The organism is Aromatoleum petrolei, from assembly GCF_017894385.1.
Lineage (GTDB): Bacteria > Pseudomonadota > Gammaproteobacteria > Burkholderiales > Rhodocyclaceae > Aromatoleum > Aromatoleum petrolei.
This window is the reverse complement of sequence record NZ_CP059560.1, coordinates 2,017,311-2,034,734: the sequence shown is the minus strand read 5'-3', so window position 1 is coordinate 2,034,734 and position 17,424 is coordinate 2,017,311. Positions and strand designations below refer to the sequence as shown.

Here is a 17,424-nt window from a genome sequence, read left to right as displayed (position 1 = left end):
GGCGACCATGAGCGCTCCGCTCGGCATCTCCGGCCGCATCGCCGGCGCCTTCCAGCGCAACGCGCTGACGCCGCTGCTGGCGCTGATCCTGCTGCTGATGGGCGTGTTCGCGACGCTCATCACGCCCAAGGAGGAAGAGCCGCAGATCGACGTGACGATGGCCAACGTGCTGGTGCCTTTCCCCGGGGCGTCCGCGCGCGACGTCGAGGCGCTGGTGGCGCGCCCCGGCGAGCAGGTGCTCGCGCGCATGGCCGGCGTCGAGCACGTGTATTCCGTGTCGCGCCCCGGCATGGCGGTGATCACGGTGCAGTTCGAGGTCGGCGTGCCGAACCAGGACGCGCTGGTGCGCCTCTACGACACCGTGCATTCGAACAAGGACTGGCTGAGCCCGCAGCTGGGCGTCGGCGAGCCCATCGTCAAGCCCAAGGGCATCGACGACGTGCCGATCGTGAGCCTGACCTTCTGGACCGCCGACTCCGCGCGCAGCGGCTTCGAGCTGCAGCAGGTGTCGCGTGCGGTCGAGCTGGAACTGAAGCGCATCGACGGCACGCGCGACGTGACGACCCTCGGCGGCCCCGGCCACGTCGTGCGCGTGCTGCTCGACACGCAGCGCATGAACGCCCACGGCATCACCGCGCAGGACGTGCGCGCCGCGCTGCAGCTCGCGAACGCCTCGCAGCCGGCCGGCAGCCTGGTCGCGGGCAACCGCGAGGTGCTGGTGCAGACCGGCACCTATCTGGAATCCGCGGAGGACGTGCGCGGCCTCGTCGTCGGGGTGCAGGAGCGCAAGCCCGTGTACCTGCGCGACGTGGCGCGCATCGAGGACGGCCCGGAGCAGGCGACACAGTACGTGTGGTTCGGCACCGGCGCAGCGGCGGCGCAGAAGGGCATCGCCGAGCAGGGCGCCTTCCCGGCGGTGACGCTGGCGGTGTCGAAGAAGCCCGGCGCCAACGCGGCGGACGTCGCCGATGCGGTGCTCGCGCGCGCCGACGGCTTGCGCGGCCAGCTGATCCCCGAGGGCGTCGAATTCACCGTCACGCGCAACTACGGCCAGACCGCCAACGACAAGGCCAACACGCTGATCGGCAAGCTGGTGTTCGCGACGGGCGCGGTCGTGCTGCTGGTGTTCTTCGCGCTCGGCCGGCGCGAGGCGCTGATCGTCGGCGTCGCGGTCGGCCTCACGCTCGCGGCGACGCTGTTCGCCTCCTGGGCGTGGGGCTTCACACTCAACCGCGTGAGCCTCTTCGCGCTGATCTTCTCCATCGGCATCCTTGTCGATGACGCGATCGTGGTGGTCGAGAACATCCACCGCTGGCACACCCTGGAGCCCGACACACCGCTGTGGCAGCTCATCCCGCGCGCCGTCGACGAGGTCGGCGGGCCGACGATCCTGGCGACCTTCACGGTGATCGCGGCGCTGCTGCCGATGGCCTTCGTCACGGGGTTGATGGGGCCCTACATGAGCCCGATCCCGATCAACGCGTCGATGGGCATGTTCATCTCGCTGGCGGTCGCCTTCGTCGTCACGCCGTGGCTCGCGCAGAAGCTGCTGAAGTCGGTGGACGCGCATCACCACGAGGGCGAGGACAGGCTCACGGCCTGGCTCGACCGCCTGTTCCGTCGCACCATGACGCCGATGCTCGACCCGCTCAAGGGCGGCCGCGCGCGGCTCAAGCTGTGGCTCGTGGTGTTTGCGCTGATCGGCGTGTCGGTCGCCTTGCCGGCGGTGCAGCTGGTCGTGCTGAAGATGCTGCCCTTCGACAACAAGAGCGAGTTCCAGGTCGTGCTCGACATGCCGGTCGGCACGCCGGTCGAGGAGACCGCCCGCGTGTTGCGCGAGATCGGCGAGCATCTCGGCACGGTCGAGGAGGTGTCCGACTGGCAGGCCTACGCCGGCACCGCGAGCCCGATCAACTTCAACGGCCTCGTGCGTCAGTACTACCTGCGCAGCGCCCCCGAGATGGGCGACATCCAGGTGAACCTCGTCGACAAGAAACATCGTCACCGCAAGAGTCACGAGATCGCGGTCGCCGTGCGCGACGAGGTCACGCGCATCGCACGGGCGGCCGGCGGCAACGCCAAGGTGGTCGAAGTGCCGCCGGGGCCGCCGGTGCTCTCTCCCATCGTCGCGGAAGTGTACGGGCCCGACTACGCCGGGCAGACCGCCGTCGCCGGCAAGGTGCGCGCCGCCTTCGAGGGCACTGCGGACATCGTCGGCGTCGACGACACCGTCGACGAGGCGGCGCCCAAGCTCGTGCTGCGCGTCGACCAGGCCAAGGCCGCGCGCATGGGCGTCGCGCAGGCCGACATCGTCGAGGTCGTGCGCCTGGGGCTGGCGGGCGAGGACGTCACGCCGATCCATGGCGGCGACAACAAGTACGAGATCCCGGTGCGCATCCAGCTGCCGTCGGAACGGCAATCCAGCGTCGATGCGCTGCTCGCGCTCAAGGTGCGCGCGCGCGACGGCACCCTGGTGTCGGTGTCGGAACTCGTCACCGTGCAGGACACGACGCGCGAGCAGGTGATCTACCGCAAGGATCTGCTGCCCGTGGTGTACGTCACCGGCGACATGGGCGGACGGCTCGACTCGCCCTTGTACGGCATGTTCGACATCCGTTCGCAGATCAACGGCATGGCGCTCGCGGGCGCTCCGGGCCTCGCCGGCACGCTCGGCGAATGGTTCATCCGCGCCCCGGACGACGCCTTTGCGGGCTACAGCGTGAAGTGGGACGGCGAATGGCAGGTCACGTATGAAACCTTCCGCGACATGGGCGCGGCCTACGCGGTGGGCCTGATCCTGATCTACCTGCTGGTCGTCGCGCAGTTCAGGAGCTACCTCGCGCCGCTCATCATCATGGCGCCGATCCCGCTCACCATCATCGGCGTGATGCCCGGGCATGCGTTGCTCGGGGCGCAATTCACCGCGACCTCGATGATCGGCATGATCGCGCTCGCCGGCATCATCGTGCGCAACTCCATCCTGCTCGTCGATTTCGTCAACCAGCAGGTGCGTGGCGGCATGGAACTCGGCGAGGCGGTGATCCGCGCCGCCGCGGTGCGCGCGAAGCCGATCGGCCTGACCGCGCTGGCGGCGATGATCGGCGCGCTCTTCATCCTCGACGACCCCATCTTCAACGGGCTGGCGATCAGCCTCATCTTCGGCATCCTGGTGTCCACGCTGCTCACGCTGGTGGTGATCCCGGTGCTGTATTTCGCCGCGATGCGGGGCCGCATCGCGCAACTGCAAGGAGAAACACCATGACGCTGACCGTCAACCAGTTCGTCCGCATCTTCGCCGGCGCCTTCGTGCTGATCTCGCTCGCGCTCGGCGTCGAGGCCTCGCCGCTGTTCGTGAACAAGAACTTCCTGTGGTTCACCGCCTTCGTCGGCGCGAATCTGTTCCAGAGCGGCTTCACGCGCTTCTGCCCGCTGGAGATCTTCCTGCGCAAGGCCGGCGTGCCGGACGGCGGCAGCTGCCGCTGATCCTCCGCGTGCCCGCAGGGGCTGCGAAAGGAATCGGCGCGGATGACGGCGGGAGGCTACAATCGGCCTGTCATCGAAGCGGAAGCCCCTCCGGCCCATGAACGATCGCGCATCCCACGTTGAACGGCGGCTCGACCGCCGCATCCCGCTCGGCTGTCCGGCGGTGATCCGCCTTAAGACGGGCGAGACGATCCGTGGCGAATGCGTGGAGATCGGCGTCGGCGGGATGACGCTGCGCGCGCCCTACGTGCCCGGGCAGGCCGAGGTGCTGGAGGTGATGGTCTCGGTGCCCGGCAACGGCTCCGTCGCCCGTCCGCCGCTCGTGACGCGGCTGGAGGTCAAGCGCTGCCACGCGCTCGGGCAGGGCATGTACGAGATCGGCGGCACGACCGTGCGCGTCGTCGGCTGAAGCCGCTCCCCACGCTCCCCCGTCAGCCCGTCGCGTGATGGCCCCGTCGGCCGAGGGCGGGCTTTGGCAGTGTCAACGTCCCTTTGCGCGCACGATCACCGTGATCGCCCCGACCGTGACCAGTGTCAGCATCACCAGCGACCAGTTGGCGATCGACAGGCCCAGGAAGCTCCAGTCCACCTTCGAGCAGTCGCCCGCGCCCTGGAAAATCATCGGCAGCGCGTCCGCCAGCGGGAAGCTGCCGAGCATGAATTCGAGGTCCGGCCCGCATTCCGCGACTTCCGGCGGATAGATCTGCATCCACGTCTGGCGTGCGGCGACACCTCCGCCTGCGAGCGCCGCCACGAGGATCAGCCCCGAATAGAGGCGCGTGCCGGTGCGCCCCGGATTGTGGAGGCCTGCGACGAGCGCGAAGAGCGCGATGGCGATGAAGGCATAGCGCTGCATGATGCACATCGGGCAGGGCTCGAGGCCGACGTAATGCTGGAGGTACAGCCCGAACCCGAGCAGGCCGACGCAGGCGGCGAAGAGGCCGAGGAAGAGAGCACGGGAGGGTGGGGTGGATGTATTCATCATGAGTACGGACGGGTGAACGAGGCGCGATTGTAGGTCACGCGTCGCCATTCGTCGCCGGGGGCGGCGAAAAGTTCAACGCCCGCCCCGGTGCCCCTCACACCGTGAAACGCCCCACGGCATCCTCGAGCGCGCGCGACAGCCCGGCCAGCTCGTGCGCGTGGCTCGCGGAGCGCTCGGCCGCCTCGTGGTTGCGCGCGGCCACGTCGGCGACCTGCTCGACGTTGCGTGCGATGTCCTCGCCCGCGGCGTCCTGCTCGTCGAGGGCATGCGTGATCTCCGCGACCGCGCGGGCGGCAGTGCCGGCGACATCGGCGACCTTGCGGATCGCATCGCCGGCGGCGCGCGCGAGCCCGACGCCGTCGCCGACATGCTCGACGCCGTCCTCCATGCAGGCGACCGCGCTGCGCGTGCCGTTCTGGATCTGCGCGACGATGCCGGCAATCTCGCGCGTCGATTGCGTCGTGCGTTCGGCGAGCTTGCGCACCTCGTCGGCGACGACCGCGAAGCCGCGCCCCTGTTCGCCTGCGCGCGCGGCCTCGATCGCCGCGTTCAGCGCGAGCAGGTTGGTCTGGTCGGCGATGTCGTTGATCGCGTGCACGATGCCCGAGATCAGCTGGGCGTCCTTGCCGAGCGCCGCGACCGTCTCCGATGCGCTGCGCACGTCGGAGGCGATGCGCTGGATCGCCTCCGACGCATCGGTCGCGACGGCGACGCCTTCGCGCGACAGGCGATCCGATTCGGCGGCGGCGCCGGCCACCTCGCGCGCGTGGTCGGAGACCTGCCGGATGCTGACCGCCAGCTGCTGGACGGTGGCAGCCATCGCGGAGGCCGCCTCGTTCTGGGTCGCGCTGGTGGCGACGGTCGTGCCCGCGACGTCGACGAGGCGTTCGCTGTGCTCGTGGATGCTGGCACCGCTCGAGCGCACGTCGCGCACGATGGCCTGCAGGTTCTCGAGCAGGTGGTTGAAGGCCGCGACGGTGCGGCCGATCTCGTTGTCGCCGCCCGCAGGCGCACGCAGCGTCAGGTCGCCGCTGGTGCGGATGCCGTGTGCGGTGTGTGCGAGCGCGCTCAGTGGCGGCACGATGTGGCGGTAGGTGAGCCAGCACAGCATCCCGATCACGAAGGTCGCCGCGATCACCGCCGCAGCCATCGCCCACTGGCTGAAGCGCAGCGTGTCGCGCGCAGCCTCCCGCCGGGTCGCGGCCTCCTCCGCGATGTGCGCCGAAAATCGCGCCATCTCGTCCTGCAGCGCGGCATAGTCCTTGGTGAATTCGACCAGCAGCGCGCCGGTGTCGCTGTAGCCGCCGACCAGCTTGCCGACGATGCGCTTGGCGTTGTTGGCGTAGCGTTCCAGGGCCGGGCGCATCGCCTCGATGCCTGAGCGGATCTCGGGGCTGAGTTCCTGCTCGGCAAGCTTGCCGAACGCCTCCTCGAGCAGGGCGACGTCCGCATGGAGCTGACGCCCCGATTCCTCGATCGCGACGTAATCGCGCCGCTCGGTCGCGAGCAGCGTGGTCAGCACGTCGCTGCGCACCGTGCCCCGCAGCAAGTCCGCTTCCATCTGGCGGCCGACTGCGTTCGCCGCCTCCTGCCCGCGCGCGACGGACGCTTCCAGGCTCGCGACACTGCGCAGGCCTATGCCTCCCACGATCGACAGCGTCGTCAGCACGACGAGCGACAGCGCGATCAGGGCAGCCCTGATCGAAAGGGTCTTCGACTGCATGTCTCCTCCGTTCCTTTTCGGATTTTGTGATACGGCTTTCGCGTGTCGCGAACCGTTTTTTGTAGTGAATCGTTAACGTCTCACAAGCGGGGCGACTTGAGGAGAATTTCCCGCCCAAGCGGAACGGCGGGATGGTGTTCCGGTGCGATTGGTGCAGTTCGAGGAACAGTGAGATCCGTGGATGTGGCTTTTTTCGCAATAGTTTGTCCCCTAAGGTACGCACACCAACCGCACACATGGAGATGCCCACGATGAACATCCTGCAAATCAATTCCAGCGCCCGCAGCGAAGGCTCCGCTTCCACCCGTCTCGCCAACAGCATCGTCGTGCGCCTGCGCGCCGAGAACCCCGGTGCCAGCCTGGTCGTGCGCGACCTCGCCCGCAACCCGCACCCGGTCCTTGACGAAGCGGCCCTCGGCGCGCTCTTCACCCCCGCCGAACAGCGCACCCCGGCGCAGGCCGAGCGCGTCGCGCTCGACGACGTGCTGATCGCCGAGATCAAGGCGGCCGACGCCGTTGTGCTGGGCGTGCCGATGTACAACCTGGGCGTGCCGGCGCAGCTCAAGAACTGGATTGACGCGATCGCCCGTGCCAAGGAGACCTTCCAATACACCGCCAACGGTCCGGAAGGCCTGCTGAAGGGCAAGAAGGTGTATGTCGCGCTGACGCGCGGCGGCAAGTATCGCGGCACCGACTGGGATTCGCAGGTGCCCTACCTCAAGATCGTGCTCGGCTTCCTCGGCATGACCGACATCACCTTCGTCTATGCCGAAGGACTCGCGATGGGGCCGGAGGCGGAACAACAGGCCTTCGCCGAGGCCCAACGCGACATCGAGGCCGCCTTCGCGTAAGCGACTCGCAGCCGTGCATACCCGGACGCCGGACGCATCGATCCGGCGCCGGAGGAATACAGAGAGCACCCCCGACCCCGACACGGAGGACCACACCATGTCCGTCACGCAACAGCAACGCAACAGTGAAGACGTCGCCCGCTCGCGCAGCGTCGAGCGTCTCGTGGCCGGGCAGGCCACGTCCGACGGCGCGGGCGTCAAGCTCACCCGCGTGCTCACGCAGCCGCTGCAGCGCCGCCTCGATCCCTTCCTGATGCTCGACGCCTTCGGCAGCAACGACCCGGGCGATTACATCGCCGGTTTCCCGGACCATCCGCACCGCGGCTTCGAAACCGTCACCTACATGATCGCCGGCCGCATGCGCCACCGCGACAGCGCGGGCCACGAGGGCCTGCTCGAGAACGGTGGCGTGCAGTGGATGACGGCCGGCAGCGGCGTGATCCACTCCGAGTTGCCCGAGCAGGAAGAGGGCGTGATGGAAGGCTTCCAGCTGTGGCTGAACCTGCCCGGCGGGGACAAGATGTGCGCGCCCTGGTATCGGGACTTCACCGCCGGCGATCTGCCGTCCTTCACGACCACGGCGGGCGCCGAGGTGACCGTGATCGCCGGCGAGAGCCACGGCGTTGCGGGCGCGGTGAGGCGCGAAGCGACCGCGCCGCTGTATCTCGACATCCACCTGCCGGCGGGCGCGCGTTTCGCGCAATCGCTGCCGGCCGGGCACAATGCTTTCATCTACGTGTATCGCGGCGCGGTCACGGTCGCCGGTACGCCGGTGGCGGTGCAACGCATGGCGATCTTCGCCAATGACGCCGCCGCCGATGGCGTCGTCATCGAAGCGGGCGAGGCGCCGGCGCGCGTGCTGCTGATCGCCGGCCGGCCGCTGGGCGAGCCGATCGCGCAGTACGGACCCTTCGTGATGAACACGCAGGCCGAGATCCACCAGGCACTCGCGGACTACCGGGACGGACGGTTCGCGCCGATTGCCGGCTGACCCGGAACCGTACTGCCCGATCTGCGCCCGACAGGAGAGGCTTCAACTACGGCGGGAGTCTCCCCTCCCTGGGCTTTCGTCGTGGTCGAGGTCTCGCCTGTCGGGCGCAGAGCTTACAGGTCGCGTCAGGCTTCGGTCGCGAGCCGCACGAGCAACGCGGCCTGATCGAGCACCGGTTGCGGCACGGGAACCTTGCCGGCCAGCATCGCCCGGATGAGCGCCGCGTTCTCTTCCACGCCCGGTGCATCCGGCAGCCCCTCCAGCGGCGGCGCGCCGCCTTCCTCCGCGGTCCACGCGAGTTCTGCGGCGCCATCGCGGAACGCCTGCATTGCCGGCCGGCGGCGCGGATTCGCGTAGGCTTCGCCTTCGGTGCCGCGCATCAGCATCGCCCGCCCGCCGTCCGCGACGAGGAACTCGTGCATGCGCTCGAGATACTCCGGGTGCGTCACCGCGACCACCCGCACGCTGCGGCCGATGCACGGGTCGACGAGCTTCGCCATCGTGTGCCCGCTGCCGCGCACGCCCAGGCGCAGGCGCAGGCTCAACAGGGCATCGAGCCCCGGCACTAGCTCGTCGAGGCGCAGGCAGGCGATGCGCTTTTCCGCGAGTTCGCGGTGCGCCTCGCCGACTCCGAGCGCCGGATGGATGCCGAGCGCCGCGAGCAATTCGAACGGACTCACGCGTGACTCGAAATCGTGCCGCCCCTGGATCAGCACCGGCACGCCTTCGCGTGCGAGCAGCAGCGCGACGAGCGGCATCAGGTTGGCCTGGCGGCGCGCGCCGTTGTAGGTCGGCAGGATCACGCAGCGCGGCCCCGGCGGCACCGCGACTTGAGCACAGCGGGCATCCATCGCGCGCTTGAAGCCCAGCAGCTCGTCGCGCGACTCGCTCTTGATGCGCAGCGACACGATGACGGCACCGAGCTCCAGGTCCGGCACCTTGCCGTCCAGCATGTCGCCGAAGAGCGCTTCCGCCTGGGCAGCGTCGAGATCGCGCGCGCCCTTGGCGCCACGGCCGATTTCCTTGATGATGGGGGCGTAGGTCATGGCGGCGATTATGCGTCGCCATGCGCGTTCCAGCCACAGGAGAATCGAAATGGAAGTCGGATTCGTCGGCCTCGGCCTGATGGGGCGCCCGATGGCGCTGAACCTGATGAAGGCCGGGCACAAGGTGCACGTATGGAGCCGTCGGCGCGAGTCGATGCAGCCGCTGCTCGACGCCGGCGCGGGCGACTGCGCGAGCGCGGCGGAGGTGGCGTCGCGTGTCGAGGTCGTCATCACGATGGTCGCGGATGCGCCCGACGTCGAGCACGTCGCGCTCGGCCCGCAGGGTGTGGCCGACGGGGCCCGCGCGGGCCTGATCTTCGTCGACATGAGCACCATCGCACCCGCCGCCGCGCAGGCCATCGCGGCGAAGCTCAAGGCGCGCGGCATCGAGATGCTGGACGCGCCGGTGTCGGGCGGCGAGATCGGCGCGATCAACGCGACCCTGACGATCATGGTCGGCGGCGACGCGGCCGCGTTCGAGCGCGTGAAGCCCGTCTTCGAGGCGATCGGCAAGACGGTGTCGCTGATCGGCGCGAGCGGTGCCGGCCAGGTCGCCAAGGCGTGCAACCAGATCCTCACCGGCGTCGGCGTCGCCGCGGTGGCCGAGGCGATGAACTTCGCGCAGAAGAGCGGGGTGGATGCCGCGAAGGTGCGTGAGGCGCTGCTCGGCGGCTTCGCCTATTCGCGCGTGCTGGAGAACCACGGCCAGCGCATGCTCGACCGCAACTTCAAGCCCGGCTTCAAGGCGTGGATGCACCAGAAGGACCTGCGCATCGTGATGGAAGAGGCGCACCGCCTCGGCCTCGCGCTGCCGACTTCCGCCGCGACCGCGCAGATGCTCAATGCGATGGTCGGCAGCGGCCTGGGCGAGAACGACTCGATCGCGATGCTGAAGCTCCTCGAGCGCATGAGCGGCGGGGAGGGCGACGACTGATGGAGGTCGGATTCGTCGGTCTGGGTGCGATGGGGCGCCCGATGGCGCAGCACCTGCAGCGCGCCGGCCACCGCCTGCACCTGTGGGCGCGGCGCCCCGAAAGCGTCGCATCCTTCGAAGGCACGGGCGCGGTCGTGCATGCGACGCCGGCCGAGCTCGCCGCGGCCACGGACGTCGCCTTCACGATCGTCACGACCAGCGAGGACGTCGAGCGCGTCGCCTTGGGCGAGGGTGGCTTTGTCGAAGGCGCGCGGCCGGGCTGGGTGCATGTGGACATGAGCACGATCGCCCCGGGCACGACGCGCCGCATCGCCGCCGCGCTGGCCGTGCGCGGCGCAGCGATGCTCGACGCCCCGGTGTCGGGCGGATCGGTCGCCGCGGAGGCGGGGACGGTGGCGATGATGGTCGGCGGCGATGCGGCGGTGCTCGAGCGCGTGCGCCCGCTGCTCGCGACCTTCTCCCGCGCAATCGTGCATGTCGGCGACAACGGCGCCGGCGAGGTCGCCAAGGCGTGCAACCAGATGGTGATGGTCGCGGCGATCCAGGCCTGCGCCGAGGCCATGCTGCTCGCGCAGGCGCACGGCGTCGATGCCGCCAAGGTGCGCGAGGCCCTGATGGGCGGCTCGGCATCGTCGCGGATGCTCGACGTCATGGGTGACCGCATGATCCGGCGAGACTTCGCCGCGGGCATCGAGGCGCGCCTGCATCACAAGGATTTCGGCATCCTGATGGACGAGGCCGCGCGCCTCGGCACGCCGCTGCCGGTCGCGGCGCAGGTGTGGCAGCAGCTCAACGCGCTGATGTCACAGGGCGGCGCGCACGACGACACGTCCGGTCTGCTCCGCGTGGTGGAGCGCGCGTCCGGGCGCGGCGCCGATTGACCTGGCCGCTGCCGGGCTGATGCCCGGCTAGGAGCCTGTCTGATTTGCGGAATCGAAGCGAAAATTCGGCTGGGCGAGGACAGATTTTGTCGATATTGCAGGTCAATAGTTATTCTATTGACCAAGAAGGCGGCGAAATATGGACCGCCCAGGCGGACTTGCAGCCGATTTCCTTCGAGTCCCACAGGCTCCTAGGCCGCCCGCGGCTTGCCGTACCAGCGGAAGCGCTCGATGACCTCGGCCATCTCGGCCTCCGACAACAGCACCGGCTCGCCGAGCTGGCGGCTGCGCCAGTACTGTTCGCACAGCGTCTCGAACTCGATCGCGAGGTCGAGCGCGTTGTCGAGATCGCGGCCGAACACCAGCATGCCGTGGTTGGCCATCAGGCAGGCGGAGCGCCCGTCCATCGCGGCGAGGATGTTGTCGGACAGTTCCTGCGTGCCGAAAGTCGCGTAGCGCGCGCAGCGCACGGTGTTGCCGCCGAAGCGCGCGATCATGTAGTGGAAGGGCGGGATCTCGATGCGCTGGCATGCGAGCGAGGTCGCGAAGGGTGCATGCGCGTGCAGGATCGCGCCCGCTTCCGGGCGTCGTGCGTAGAGGTCGTGGTGGAAACGCCATTCGCTCGACGGCGCGAGGCGTCCGCTGGCGCTGCCGTCCGCAGCGACGATCACCATGTTCTCGGGCGTGCAGGCGGCGGGGGGCATGCCGCTTGGCGTGATGAGCATGCCGCCGTCGACGCGCACGCTGACGTTGCCGGCGGTGCCGGTGTTGAGTCCGGCCGTGCTCATCGCGTGCGCGGTCGCGAGAAGTCTTTCGCGTACCGCGAGGTCGACGGAAAGGCTCATCGCGTCGCTTCCGGATACAGGTCGCGCAGTCGTCCGGGGGCGCACACGCCGCGCTCGGTGATGATGCCGGTGATGCAGCGGGCGGGCGTCACGTCGAACGCGGGGTTGGCCGCGGCGGTGGTTTCGGGCGCGAGGCGCAGCGTCTTCACCGCGCCGTCGCCGTCCACTCCGAGCACCGTGCACACTTCGCCCGGGCCGCGGTCCTCGATCGGGATCGCGCCGCCGTCGGCGCAGCCGAAATCCACGGTCGAGAAGGGCGCGGCGATGTAGAAGGGCACGCCGTGTTCGCGCGCGGCGAGCGCCTTCAGATAGGTGCCGACCTTGTTCGCCGCGTCACCGTTGGCGGCCACGCGGTCGGCGCCGGTGATCACGACGTCGACCTCGCCGCGCGCGAGCAGGATGCCCGCCGCGTTGTCGGCGATGAGGCGCAGCGGCACGCCCGCTTCGCGCAGTTCCCATGCGGTGAGCAGTCCCTGGTTGCGCGGGCGCGTTTCGCTGACCCACACCTCGACTGCGAGACCGAGCGCCTTTGCCGCATACACGGGGGCGAGGGCGGTGCCGGCGCCGCAAGTGGCGAGCCAGCCCGCGTTGCAGTGGGTCATCACGCGCAGCGGGCGATCGAGTCCGGCGGCGAGGCGTTCGAGGATCGCGAGGCCGTGTCCGCCGATCGCGGCGCACATCTCGGCGTCGTCGCGGTGGATCGTCTCGGCTTCGCGCCAGGCCGCGGCGTGGCGCTCGGCCGGGGTGACGAGGGACAGGCGTTCGCGCATCTTTCCGAGCGCCCAGTGCAGGTTCACGGCGGTCGGGCGGGTTGCAGCCAGTGTCGTCAGTGCCTGCTCGAGGCGGACATCGCTCGCATCGGCCGCGAGGGCGATCGCGACGCCGTAAGCTGCCGTCGCCCCGATGAGCGGGGCGCCGCGCACCTGCATCGCGTGGATCGCGGTCGCGACCTCGTCGAGCGAGGTCAAGCGGCGCAGCTCGCACGCGTGCGGCAGCAGGGTCTGGTCGAGGATGACGACGGCGTCGCCGTCGCGGCGGATCGTGGGAATGGGCTGGGTAAACATCGCGCCATTTTATCCGCGCGGCGGGTCTGCGAGAATGTGACGCTCCCAGGCCCCAACCGAGTTGCCATGCCCCACTTCCCCGCCCCGCTCGAATCCCGCCTGCCGAATGTCGGCACGACGATCTTCACCGTGATGTCGCGCCTCGCGCAGGAGTGCGGAGCGATCAACCTGTCGCAGGGCTTCCCCGATTTTAACGCCGAGGACGTGTTGTTCGAGCGCGTCGCGCACTGGATGCGCACGGGACACAACCAGTACGCGCCGATGGGCGGCGTCGCGCCGCTGCGCGAGGCGATCGCGCGCAAGGTTTCCACGCTCTACGGCACCGCGTACGACCCCGAGACCGAGGTCACGGTGACGGCCGGTGCGACGCAGGCGCTATTTACCGCGGTCGCGGCGCTCGTGCGACCGGGCGACGAGGTCATCGTGTTCGAGCCGGTGTACGACTCGTACGCGCCGGCAATCGAGCTGCAGGGCGGGCGCGTCGTGCGCATGCAGCTGGCAGCGCCGGACTACCGGCCGGACTGGGGCGCGGTGGCCGAGGCGATCACGCCGCGCACGCGCATGATCATGATCAACAGCCCGCACAACCCGACCGCCACGGTATGGACGGCCGGCGACATGGCGCGGCTGGCGGCGCTGACGCACGGCACCGGCATCGTCATCGTCTCCGACGAGGTGTATGAGCACATCGTCTTCGACGGCCTGCGCCACGAGAGCTGCGCCCGCCATCCGGAACTGGCCGCGCGCAGCCTGATCGTGTCGAGCTTCGGCAAGACCTACCACATCACCGGCTGGAAGGTCGGCTACGTCGTCGGGCCGCGCGAGCTGATGGCGGAATTCCGCAAGGTGCACCAGTTCAACGTGTTCACGGTGAATACGCCGGTGCAGCTCGCGCTCGCGGACTACATGGCCGATGCGTCGCGCCACGAGAAGCTCGCGGCCTTCTACCAGGGCAAGCGCGACTTCTTCCGTGAAGCGCTCGCAGGTTCGCGCTTCGCGCTGCTGCCCTCGTCTGGCACCTATTTCCAGCTCGCGCGCTACGGCGCGATCTCGGACGAGCCCGATACCGTCTTTGCGCAGCGGCTCACGCGCGAGACGGGGGTGGCCGCAATCCCCGTGTCGGCCTTCTTTGCCGACGGGCGTGACGAGCGCGTGATCCGCTTCTGCTTCGCGAAGAACGAGGCGACGCTGGCGGCAGCGTGCGAACGCCTGCAGAAGGTCTGATGCGGAGCGCGTGCTAGACTCTCCCGCTTGGTATTCCCGTAACTGGTCCGGCAACCCGCTACCGTTCGGGCTGAGCCTGTCGAAACCCTGCTCATGCCCTTCGACAAGCTCAGGGCGAACGGTGGTATCTGCCAGCCGTCTTGGTAAATCCGTATCGTGCGAAACCTGCTCCTCTTGGTCCTTGCCCTGGTCGGCATCTGGTGGGTGCGCCGCGCCCTGAACCGGCCGGGCGACGGTGACACGCCGGCAGGCAAGCAGACTGGCGAGCGCCGCAAGGGCGTGCCTGAGCGCATGGTCGCCTGCGGCTATTGCGGCGTCCACGTTCCCGAGAGCGAGGGCGTGCGCGACGGTGAGCGCTTCTTCTGTTGCGAGGAGCATCGCCGGCTAGGCACGCAGCGCCAGGAACCCTGAATATGCGTGCCGCCGCGGACGAACGCCGCGACCTCGCGCGCCGGGGCCCCCTGCGCTACCTGAACCTCTTCCGCCTGATCCTCGCGGGGCTCTTCCTCGTCGCCGGCCTCGAACTCAATCTGGGCGCGGAGGCGCCGCAAGTCTTCAACGCCGCGGCCTTTGCCTACCTCGCCGCGGTGCTGGCGCTGGGATTCCCCGACGCTGCACGCCGCTTCGGCGTAGACCGCATCATCACCGCGCAGGTTGTGATCGACATTGCCGTCCTCGCGGTGATGATGTGGGCCAGCGGCGGCTACCGCAGCGGCATGCCCGTGCTGATGATGGTCGTCCTCGCCGCGGCAGGGCTCGTCGCCGAAGGGCGCATGGTCCTGTTCTATGCCGCGCTCGCGACCGTCGCCGTACTGGGCGAAAACGTCTGGCGTTTCGTTGCCGGCGAGCGCGCGGCGGACTTCCTGCAGGTCGCCTTCGTCTGCACCGCCTTCTTCGGCATCGCGATCACGGCGCGCTTTCTCGCGCTGCGCGCCAAGGCCAACGAATCGCTCGCGGTGCAGCGCGGCGAGGCGCTCGCCAAGCAGCAGGCGGTCAACGAGCGCATCATTCATGACATGCAGGACGGCGTGCTGGTCGTTGCGGCCGACGGCATCGTCCGCCAGGCCAATCCGCGCGCGGCGGAGCTGCTGGGCTTGAGCAGCGTCGACGGCCTGCGCCTGACCGACGTCGATGAGAATTTCGCCGATGTGCCCGCCTGCTGCAGCGTTCCCGAAGGCAGTCTGCGCCGCCTCGGGCCAGCCGGAAAACTGCTGCGCTGCCGGGCGGTCGGCGCGCAGGAGGACGCAGACGGGCGCAGCGCGGAGGGCGGCGAGACGGTGATCTATCTCACCGACTTCGAGGAAATCCAGACCCATATACAGCAGCTCAAGCTGGCCGCCTTGGGACGCCTCACGGCCAGCATGGCGCACGAGATCCGCAATCCGCTGTCGGCCGTCACCCAGGCCGCCGAGCTGCTGACGGAGGAAAAGCGCGGCGACGTCCAGGTCCGCCTCGTGCGCATCATCAACGACAACGCCCGCCGCATCGAGCGCATGATCCGCGACGTGCTGGCGCTCGGGCGGCGCGATGAAATGCTGCCCGAGGCATTGCCGCTGGCGTCCTTCGCGTGCGCGCTGCTGGACGAGTTCGCGCTGCGTGGCGGCGCCGAGCGCGCAGTCTTCGCCCTCGACATCCCCGAGGATGCCAGCTTCGCGATCGACCGCGCGCACCTACACCAGATCCTCGACAACCTGGTCGGCAACGCGCGGCGCTACTGCTCCGGTGCGCCCGGTTCCGTGCGTGTCTTCGCCAGTGCGGAAGCGGGTGGGCGGGTGGCCGTGCACGTCATCGACGACGGCCCCGGCATCGCCGAGTCCGACCGCCCGCGCATGTTCGAACCCTTCTTCACGACGCACCCCAAGGGCACCGGGCTGGGCCTCTACATCTCCCGCGAACTGGCAGAAGCGAATGGCGCGACGCTCGAATTGCGCGACAATGCGCCGGGCGCCCATTTCGTGCTCACCGGACGGAGTCAGCCATGAATACATCCGAACGACGCAACCGCCCCGCGGGAATCGACGTCCTGGTCGTCGACGACGAGGAGGACATCCGCGAAGTTCTGGAACTCTCGCTGCTACGCATGGGCCTCGCCTGCGATAGCGCCGGAACGGTCGAGGATGCGCGCCGCCTGCTGGCCGAAAAGAGCTACCGCCTGTGCCTCACCGACATGCGCCTGCCCGACGGCGACGGGCTCGACCTGGTCGCGCACATCCAGTCGCACTCGCCGGGCCTGCCCGTTGCCGTCATCACCGCCTTCGGCAGCATCGAGACCGCCATCCGCGCCCTGAAGTGCGGCGCTTTCGACTTCGTCACCAAGCCGGTCGAGCTAAAGGCCCTGCGCGAGCTCGTCAGCCACGCGCTGAAACTGCAGACCGCTGCCACCCCGGCACCCGGTGCCGGCGGCGCGACGCGCACCCTCATCGGCAGCTCCCCGGCGCTCGAGCACCTGCGTGCGCAGATCGCCAAGCTCGCGCGCAACCAGGCCCCGGTCTTCATCCAGGGCGAGTCCGGCACCGGCAAGGAAGTGATCGCGCGCCTCATCCACGACCTCGGCCCGCGCGCGTCCGCCCCCTTCGTGCCGGTGAACTGCGGCGCGATCCCGCCCGAACTCATGGAAAGCGAGTTTTTCGGCCACCGCAAGGGTGCCTTCACCGGCGCCGTGTTCGACAAGGACGGCCTCTTCCAGGCCGCGCGCGGCGGCACCCTGTTCCTCGACGAGGTGGCCGACCTGCCGCTGGCGATGCAGGTCAAGCTGCTGCGCGCGATCCAGGAACGCGCCGTGCGTCCCGTCGGCGCCCATGCCGAAGAATCCGTCGATGTGCGCATCCTCTCCGCGTCGCACCGCGACCTCGCCCAGCTCGTGGCAGGCGGCAAGTTCCGCCAGGATCTCTATTTCCGCATCAACGTCATCACGCTGCGTGTGCCGCCGCTGCGCGAACGCCCGGAAGACATTCCCGAACTGGCCGTGCACATCCTCGCGCGACTCGCTGAGCGCGATGGCGTCCCGCCGCACCGCCTCGCGCCCGACGCCGTCGCCGCCCTCAGGCAGCACTCCTTCCCCGGCAACGTCCGCGAACTCGAGAACCTGCTTGAACGCGCGTGCGCGCTCTGCGACGGCGATGAGATCCGTGCCGGCGACATCGACCTGCATCCAACGGAAGGGATTGCCCAGGCCTTGCTTCCGTTTTCCGCAGCCGACTCCTTTGCCGTGGAGACGGACGTCGAGCCCGGCGGGGATGGGGAGGACGAGCGCGTCCGGATCCTGAGGATGCTCGACGAGACGCGCTGGAACCGTTCCGAGGCGGCGCGGCGCTTGGGAATGACGCTCAGGCAATTGCGGTATCGGTTGCAGAAGTGGGGGATGGAGTAGGCCGAGGTGGCGGGAAAGGTAAATCCT

The 17,424-nt window shown here is 69.2% G+C and carries 16 protein-coding genes; 11 read left to right on the top strand and 5 right to left on the bottom strand.

Going from position 1 to position 17,424, the window contains the following annotated elements; genetic code table 11:
• Nucleotides 1-7 precede the first annotated feature (7 nt).
• The 3 genes from ToN1_RS09300 to ToN1_RS09290 all read left to right on the top strand — a co-directional run bounded on the left by ToN1_RS09300 (nucleotide 8) and on the right by ToN1_RS09290 (nucleotide 3,892).
• Nucleotides 8-3,262: an efflux RND transporter permease subunit gene (locus ToN1_RS09300; protein ID WP_169206187.1), complete on the top strand. Its 3,255-nt coding sequence runs from the start codon at nucleotides 8-10 to the stop codon at nucleotides 3,260-3,262.
• Nucleotides 3,259-3,483, top strand: coding sequence for a YgaP family membrane protein (locus ToN1_RS09295; RefSeq protein ID WP_210148076.1), 225 nt, complete (start codon nucleotides 3,259-3,261; stop codon nucleotides 3,481-3,483). The genes ToN1_RS09300 and ToN1_RS09295 overlap by 4 nt, the downstream gene beginning before the upstream one ends.
• Nucleotides 3,484-3,580: 97 nt before the next feature.
• Entirely contained in the window at nucleotides 3,581-3,892 is a 312-nt protein-coding gene (locus ToN1_RS09290) for a PilZ domain-containing protein (RefSeq protein ID WP_169206186.1), read from the top strand.
• A 72-nt stretch (nucleotides 3,893-3,964) separates the two neighbouring features.
• Here ToN1_RS09290 and ToN1_RS09285 read toward each other — a convergent pair whose 3' ends face one another.
• Both ToN1_RS09285 and ToN1_RS09280 read right to left on the bottom strand, forming a co-directional pair.
• Nucleotides 3,965-4,468 carry a disulfide bond formation protein B gene (locus ToN1_RS09285; RefSeq protein WP_169206185.1) on the bottom strand — a complete coding sequence of 168 codons (504 nt, stop codon included), beginning with the start codon at nucleotides 4,466-4,468 and terminating at the stop codon, nucleotides 3,965-3,967.
• 94 nt (nucleotides 4,469-4,562) lie between these two features.
• Nucleotides 4,563-6,191 carry a methyl-accepting chemotaxis protein gene (locus ToN1_RS09280; RefSeq protein ID WP_169206184.1) on the bottom strand — a complete coding sequence of 543 codons (1,629 nt, stop codon included), beginning with the start codon at nucleotides 6,189-6,191 and terminating at the stop codon, nucleotides 4,563-4,565.
• A gap of 251 nt (nucleotides 6,192-6,442) precedes the next feature.
• Between ToN1_RS09280 and ToN1_RS09275 the strand changes: the two genes are divergently transcribed.
• The gene (locus tag ToN1_RS09275) at nucleotides 6,443-7,042 is read left to right on the top strand and encodes an FMN-dependent NADH-azoreductase (RefSeq protein ID WP_169206183.1); all 600 of its coding nucleotides are present in this window, start codon (nucleotides 6,443-6,445) and stop codon (nucleotides 7,040-7,042) included.
• A gap of 97 nt (nucleotides 7,043-7,139) precedes the next feature.
• The gene (locus tag ToN1_RS09270) at nucleotides 7,140-8,033 is read left to right on the top strand and encodes a pirin family protein (protein ID WP_169206182.1); all 894 of its coding nucleotides are present in this window, start codon (nucleotides 7,140-7,142) and stop codon (nucleotides 8,031-8,033) included.
• Between the two features lie 125 nt (nucleotides 8,034-8,158).
• On the opposite strand, the gene ybiB is transcribed toward ToN1_RS09270, so the two are convergent.
• A complete protein-coding gene (ybiB, locus tag ToN1_RS09265; protein ID WP_169206181.1) occupies nucleotides 8,159-9,079 on the bottom strand; it encodes a DNA-binding protein YbiB in 921 nt (306 codons plus the stop codon).
• Between the two features lie 49 nt (nucleotides 9,080-9,128).
• Here ybiB and ToN1_RS09260 point away from each other — a divergent pair, with 49 nt between their 5' ends.
• The gene (locus ToN1_RS09260; RefSeq protein ID WP_169206180.1) at nucleotides 9,129-10,013 is read left to right on the top strand and encodes a 2-hydroxy-3-oxopropionate reductase; all 885 of its coding nucleotides are present in this window, start codon (nucleotides 9,129-9,131) and stop codon (nucleotides 10,011-10,013) included.
• The gene (locus tag ToN1_RS09255; protein WP_169206179.1) at nucleotides 10,013-10,894 is read left to right on the top strand and encodes an NAD(P)-dependent oxidoreductase; all 882 of its coding nucleotides are present in this window, start codon (nucleotides 10,013-10,015) and stop codon (nucleotides 10,892-10,894) included. The genes ToN1_RS09260 and ToN1_RS09255 overlap by 1 nt, the downstream gene beginning before the upstream one ends.
• A gap of 191 nt (nucleotides 10,895-11,085) precedes the next feature.
• On the opposite strand, the gene ToN1_RS09250 is transcribed toward ToN1_RS09255, so the two are convergent.
• Together ToN1_RS09250 and mtnA are read right to left on the bottom strand one after the other, a co-directional pair.
• On the bottom strand, nucleotides 11,086-11,739 hold the full coding sequence (locus ToN1_RS09250; RefSeq protein WP_169206178.1) for a class II aldolase/adducin family protein: 654 nt from the start codon (nucleotides 11,737-11,739) through the stop codon (nucleotides 11,086-11,088).
• Nucleotides 11,736-12,803: an S-methyl-5-thioribose-1-phosphate isomerase gene (gene mtnA / locus ToN1_RS09245; protein ID WP_169206177.1), complete on the bottom strand. Its 1,068-nt coding sequence runs from the start codon at nucleotides 12,801-12,803 to the stop codon at nucleotides 11,736-11,738. Before mtnA ends, ToN1_RS09250 begins: the two co-directional genes overlap by 4 nt.
• Nucleotides 12,804-12,869: 66 nt before the next feature.
• Here mtnA and ToN1_RS09240 point away from each other — a divergent pair, with 66 nt between their 5' ends.
• The 4 genes from ToN1_RS09240 (at nucleotide 12,870) to ToN1_RS09225 (ending at nucleotide 17,397) form a co-directional block, all read left to right on the top strand.
• The gene (locus ToN1_RS09240) at nucleotides 12,870-14,027 is read left to right on the top strand and encodes a pyridoxal phosphate-dependent aminotransferase (RefSeq protein ID WP_169206176.1); all 1,158 of its coding nucleotides are present in this window, start codon (nucleotides 12,870-12,872) and stop codon (nucleotides 14,025-14,027) included.
• A 156-nt stretch (nucleotides 14,028-14,183) separates the two neighbouring features.
• Nucleotides 14,184-14,438 (top strand): PP0621 family protein, encoded by a 255-nt coding sequence (locus tag ToN1_RS09235; protein WP_169206175.1) that lies wholly within the window; start codon nucleotides 14,184-14,186, stop codon nucleotides 14,436-14,438.
• Nucleotides 14,439-14,440: 2 nt separating this feature from the next.
• The gene (locus ToN1_RS09230) at nucleotides 14,441-16,009 is read left to right on the top strand and encodes a sensor histidine kinase (protein ID WP_169206174.1); all 1,569 of its coding nucleotides are present in this window, start codon (nucleotides 14,441-14,443) and stop codon (nucleotides 16,007-16,009) included.
• A complete protein-coding gene (locus ToN1_RS09225) occupies nucleotides 16,006-17,397 on the top strand; it encodes a sigma-54-dependent transcriptional regulator (RefSeq protein WP_169206173.1) in 1,392 nt (463 codons plus the stop codon). The genes ToN1_RS09230 and ToN1_RS09225 overlap by 4 nt, the downstream gene beginning before the upstream one ends.
• The last annotated feature ends 27 nt before the right edge of the window (nucleotides 17,398-17,424 follow it).

What these genes read in the sequence shown, in the direction of transcription:
- ToN1_RS09300 (WP_169206187.1), top strand. Translation starts at nt 8, where the DNA reads ATGAGCGCTCCGCTCGGCATCTCCGGCCGCATCGCCGGCGCCTTCCAG.
- ToN1_RS09295 (WP_210148076.1), top strand. Translation starts at nt 3,259, where the DNA reads ATGACGCTGACCGTCAACCAGTTCGTCCGCATCTTCGCCGGCGCCTTC.
- ToN1_RS09290 (WP_169206186.1), top strand. Translation starts at nt 3,581, where the DNA reads ATGAACGATCGCGCATCCCACGTTGAACGGCGGCTCGACCGCCGCATC.
- ToN1_RS09285 (WP_169206185.1), bottom strand. Translation starts at nt 4,468, where the DNA reads ATGATGAATACATCCACCCCACCCTCCCGTGCTCTCTTCCTCGGCCTC.
- ToN1_RS09280 (WP_169206184.1), bottom strand. Translation starts at nt 6,191, where the DNA reads ATGCAGTCGAAGACCCTTTCGATCAGGGCTGCCCTGATCGCGCTGTCG.
- ToN1_RS09275 (WP_169206183.1), top strand. Translation starts at nt 6,443, where the DNA reads ATGAACATCCTGCAAATCAATTCCAGCGCCCGCAGCGAAGGCTCCGCT.
- ToN1_RS09270 (WP_169206182.1), top strand. Translation starts at nt 7,140, where the DNA reads ATGTCCGTCACGCAACAGCAACGCAACAGTGAAGACGTCGCCCGCTCG.
- ybiB (WP_169206181.1), bottom strand. Translation starts at nt 9,079, where the DNA reads ATGACCTACGCCCCCATCATCAAGGAAATCGGCCGTGGCGCCAAGGGC.
- ToN1_RS09260 (WP_169206180.1), top strand. Translation starts at nt 9,129, where the DNA reads ATGGAAGTCGGATTCGTCGGCCTCGGCCTGATGGGGCGCCCGATGGCG.
- ToN1_RS09255 (WP_169206179.1), top strand. Translation starts at nt 10,013, where the DNA reads ATGGAGGTCGGATTCGTCGGTCTGGGTGCGATGGGGCGCCCGATGGCG.
- ToN1_RS09250 (WP_169206178.1), bottom strand. Translation starts at nt 11,739, where the DNA reads ATGAGCCTTTCCGTCGACCTCGCGGTACGCGAAAGACTTCTCGCGACC.
- mtnA (WP_169206177.1), bottom strand. Translation starts at nt 12,803, where the DNA reads ATGTTTACCCAGCCCATTCCCACGATCCGCCGCGACGGCGACGCCGTC.
- ToN1_RS09240 (WP_169206176.1), top strand. Translation starts at nt 12,870, where the DNA reads ATGCCCCACTTCCCCGCCCCGCTCGAATCCCGCCTGCCGAATGTCGGC.
- ToN1_RS09230 (WP_169206174.1), top strand. Translation starts at nt 14,441, where the DNA reads ATGCGTGCCGCCGCGGACGAACGCCGCGACCTCGCGCGCCGGGGCCCC.
- ToN1_RS09225 (WP_169206173.1), top strand. Translation starts at nt 16,006, where the DNA reads ATGAATACATCCGAACGACGCAACCGCCCCGCGGGAATCGACGTCCTG.